The 3,901-nt window shown below is 59.0% G+C and carries 6 protein-coding genes; 5 read left to right on the top strand and 1 reads right to left on the bottom strand.

What is annotated here, in order from left to right; translation table 11 throughout:
- Window positions 1-241: 241 nt before the first annotated feature.
- The 3 genes from VD811_07780 to VD811_07770 are packed head-to-tail and all read left to right on the top strand — an operon-like array spanning window position 242 to window position 2,118.
- Entirely contained in the window at window positions 242-1,027 is a 786-nt protein-coding gene (locus VD811_07780; protein ID HXV20869.1) for a tetratricopeptide repeat protein, read from the top strand.
- A 52-nt stretch (window positions 1,028-1,079) separates the two neighbouring features.
- A complete protein-coding gene (locus VD811_07775; protein ID HXV20868.1) occupies window positions 1,080-1,433 on the top strand; it encodes a CidA/LrgA family protein in 354 nt (117 codons plus the stop codon).
- On the top strand, window positions 1,426-2,118 hold the full coding sequence (locus VD811_07770) for an LrgB family protein (GenBank protein ID HXV20867.1): 693 nt from the start codon (window positions 1,426-1,428) through the stop codon (window positions 2,116-2,118). Before VD811_07775 ends, VD811_07770 begins: the two co-directional genes overlap by 8 nt.
- A gap of 248 nt (window positions 2,119-2,366) precedes the next feature.
- On the opposite strand, the gene VD811_07765 is transcribed toward VD811_07770, so the two are convergent.
- The gene (locus tag VD811_07765) at window positions 2,367-2,654 is read right to left on the bottom strand and encodes a PxxKW family cysteine-rich protein (protein ID HXV20866.1); all 288 of its coding nucleotides are present in this window, start codon (window positions 2,652-2,654) and stop codon (window positions 2,367-2,369) included.
- A gap of 168 nt (window positions 2,655-2,822) precedes the next feature.
- On the opposite strand from VD811_07765, the gene VD811_07760 reads away from it, so the two are divergent.
- Window positions 2,823-3,116, top strand: coding sequence for a hypothetical protein (locus VD811_07760; protein ID HXV20865.1), 294 nt, complete (start codon window positions 2,823-2,825; stop codon window positions 3,114-3,116).
- Window positions 3,117-3,202: 86 nt separating this feature from the next.
- Window positions 3,203-3,901 (top strand): phosphoglucomutase/phosphomannomutase family protein (locus tag VD811_07755; GenBank protein HXV20864.1); only part of this gene is annotated, 699 nt, incomplete at its 3' end.

The following is a 3,901-nucleotide window of genomic DNA, read 5'->3' as shown; positions in this document are numbered from 1 at the left end:
ATTTCCCTCGAGGATCTCGAACGGGAACTGGGTGTCAAGGTTTTGAAGGTGGCCAGCACTCCGTGGGGGCTGCTCGATGGACTGGAGCTTCTGGATGACCTGCTGAGCGGATTCCGCGCACGATGAGGTGGAACGATATGGACGAGATTCTCCGCGCTCCCTGGCGAGCGATCTGCGGGTCTGACTGATCAATGAAAACCCGGGCTACAGAAGCAATCTTGCGACGAAAGGATAGAAGGGGATGCAACCGGACGAATCGATTTTCAAGAAGGGGCGTGAGGCGATGGATATCGGCGATTACGGTGTCGCCATCCGCTGCTTCCGTCAGGCGCTGCAGGATAACCCTGCATCAGCGGAAGGACATTTTCTGCTCGGTGAGGCACTGGCCGAGGACGGCAAGCTGCGAGAAGCGATTGCCTCCTTCAGGCGTTCCCGGGAGTTCGCCCCGGAGAACGTCGAGATCCTCTATGCGCTGGGCGATGCTCTGTTCGAGGCGCAGCACGCTGAGGAAGCGCTGCAGACTTACCAGCAAATTCTCGAGCTGGATGAGAGCGAGGCAGATGCCTGGGTCAGCATGGGTCTGGTCCATTTCAACCAGGAGCGGATCGAGCAGGCGGTTGAGTGCTATCAGAAGGCTCTGCGTCTTGAGCCCGGTTCCGTCTTTGCCCTCAATTCGCTCGGTGACGCCTGCTATGCACAAGGCCGCAACGAAGAGGCTCTGGCACATTACCGGCAGGTGCTTGAACTTGAGCCGGAAGACCCTCAGGCGCATTTCAACCTGGCCGAGATGTTCTACGACACCGGCGACCTGGAGTCCGCAGCGAAGGCCTGCCGGGAGGCTCTGCGCCTCGACCCGGGATTCGCCTTCGCCTACCTGACCCTCGGAAACATCTGCCTCGATCAGGAGAAGCCCAGGGAAGCTCTCCAGGCATTCCAGGAGTTCCTGATGCGGGAGCGTTCACCGACGGCCAAAGAAGTCCGGGATGAGGTCGCGGCGGTGGTAGAAGGGTTGAAGGCAGAACTTTGAGGTGTTCGGGCGTTCCGCCGAATCATCCGAATCGGTCGACGGAGAGATTTTCATGGTTCGCGGCTTTGCCCTGCTGTTGACAATGCAGTTGTTGGGCGAATTGCTTTCCCTCCGGCTGGCGCTGCCCATCCCGGGGAACGTGGTCGGGATGGGGTTGTTGCTGGTTTTTCTGGTGGCCGGTGTCGTCCGGGTCGAGTGGCTTGAGGATGCGGCCGAATTGCTGCTCTCCCACTTGGCCCTCTTTTTCATCCCCGCCGGGGTCGGCGTCATGGTCTACTTCGATCTGATCCGCCGGGAGTGGCTGCCGATCACCGTCGCCACCGTGCTCAGCACTTTCGCGGTCATGGCCGTGACCGGCTGGGCCGAGACGTGGCTCGAGAAGAAGGGAGGGGCGCCGGATGCCTGACTTTCTCGTCTCGCCGCTGTTCGGTGTCGGCCTGACCCTTGTCGCCTTCGCCCTGGCCCAAAAGCTCTACCAGCGCACCGGCAGCATCCTGTTCAACCCGGTCGCCCTCTCCATCGCCGGTATCATCGTTTTTCTGCTGCTGTTCGAGATACCCTACGAAAACTATGCGGTCGGCGGCCGCTACGTGTTGTTTCTGCTGGGTCCATCGGTGGTGGCCCTGGCAGTTCCCCTCTATACGCGGCGCCGGGAGATTCTGGCGAAGAAAGTGCCGATTCTGCTCGGCGTACTGGCGGGGGCACTTACTTCGGTGGTCAGCGCCTCCGGTCTGGCCTGGCTGCTGGGTGGCAGCCGGTCGGTGGTTCATTCGCTTGCTCCCAAGTCGGTGACGACGCCCATCGCCATCGGCATTGCCGAAAAAATCGGCGGCATCGCCCCACTCACCGCCGCCATTGTTGTTTTGACCGGCTGCCTCGGAGCAATTTGCGGTCCGGAGTTCTGCCGTCTGATCGGTTTGAAAGGTTCTGCAGCCGTGGGGCTGGCCGTCGGCACCGCTTCTCACGGCATCGGTACCGCCCGTATGCTGGAGTTTGATCGCCTCGGCGGCGCCGTCGCCGGGCTGGCCATCGGTCTCAACGGGCTTTTCACCGCCTTCCTGGTGCCGCTGCTGTTTGTATTTTTTCGGTAATTATTCAACAGCTCTGCGCGGAGTAAAACCTTAGTTCTCTATGACAGTTCTCTATGAAAAGCCAAATATTCCGCAAATTACGCAGATCGACGCAGATTAAATAACCAGCAATTCAGGTGCGGTTTAATCTGTGAAATCTGCGGATACATCTTATGCCCTTTGCTGTCAGGTTTTGGTTGTTGAACAGAAAGAAAAAAGGCAGGCGATTTCTCGCCTGCCTTTCATTTTCTGCTGCCGGGAAGAGGTGGTTACTTCTTCTTGGCGGAAGCCTTTTTCGAAGCCTTGAGGGGGTTGATCTTTGCGTCCTCGGTTTTGATCTCGATCTTGCGGTGGGTGGCAATGTTGCACAGCCCGGCGGCCCATTTGCGGGTGGGGGAAGGGGCAGCTGAACAGACTTTGCCGATGGTCCCTTCGACAATGCGATCGCAGCCGACGCAATCCTCGACGATGTTCTGGCAGGCGTTGCCGGTGAAGGTGCAGCCCTGCTTGGCCCAGAAGGTACACTCGGTACCGGGAAGTACGGTTTGACACTGCATGGGTGAAGTCTCCTTACGGTTCTGTTTCTTTTGGCCCAGACCAGCATTATCTGGCATTTGGTCAAATTTTGTCAACAGTTATTTGGGGGGCAAAGTATTCCGATTTTTTCCGCCTTGACCCGTTGCCGGCCATTCGCTACTGTAGCGGAAAAACTGGAGGTACAAACCTTGTCGCGCATCCGTTTGCGGGAAGATATCTGTCGGCGCTGTGGGCGCTGCTGCTACGAAAAGATCGAATTCGAAGGGGAAGTCTATTACACCACTACCCCCTGCGAAAAGCTCGATCCGGTCACCCGCCTCTGCACCGTCTACGAGAACCGCCATGTGGCCCGTCCCGGCTGCACCCCGCTCACTCCCCGCACCATTCGTCAGGGGATTCTGCCTGGCGATTGCCCCTACGTCGAGGGAATCGAAAATTACCCGACGCCGCATTCTGCCGAGGAGGAATTTTTGAAGTCTTGACACGCGTACCCTTTCCAGCCTGGTATGGTATCCTTTGTCCCGTATATTGATCAGCCAACGCTTTTCAACAATCAGGAGGGCAGTACATGACGCGCATCAGTTTCGGAACCTCCGGCTGGCGGGGGATCTTGTGCGAGGATTTCACCTTTGACAACGTACGGGTCGTCACTCAGGCCATCGCCGATCACCTGCGTACCAGGGGACTGACAGAGCAGGGGCTGGTGGTCGGCCACGACAGCCGCTTCATGGGTGAGAAGTTCGCCCGAGAGGCTGCGCGGGTGCTGGCCGGCGCCGGCATCAAGTCGTTCATCTGCGACCGCGACACGCCGACCCCCGTCATTGCCTTCGAAATCCTTCGGCGTCAGACCGCAGGCGGAATCAACTTCACCGCCAGTCATAACCCTCCTGAGTACAATGGCCTCAAGTTCTCCCCGGAGACGGGCGGACCGGCACTGCCGGAAGCAACCCGGGATATCGAGGAGCGGGCCAACGCCATGCTTGGCGGGATATGCTTCAAGGAGATGCCTCTCGATCAGGCGGTGCGAGCCGGGCTGGTCGAGGAGATCGACCCTCGTGAACCCTACTTCAAACAGGTGCGCGGGCTGATCGATTTTGCCGCCATCGCTGCCTCGGGTATGACCGTCGCCGTTAATCCCATGTACGGGACCGCCCGGGGTTATCTCGATGTGATGCTACGGGAGGCGGGCGTCAAGGTCCAGACCATCAACGACCATCGTGACCCTTATTTCGGCGGCCTGCCCCCCGAACCGTCGAAGAGCCACATC

It is taken from the genome of Desulfuromonadales bacterium (assembly GCA_035620395.1).
GTDB lineage: Bacteria > Desulfobacterota > Desulfuromonadia > Desulfuromonadales > DASPGW01 > DASPGW01.
Note: the sequence above shows the minus strand (reverse complement) of the source record. Positions and strands in the feature narration are given on the sequence as shown.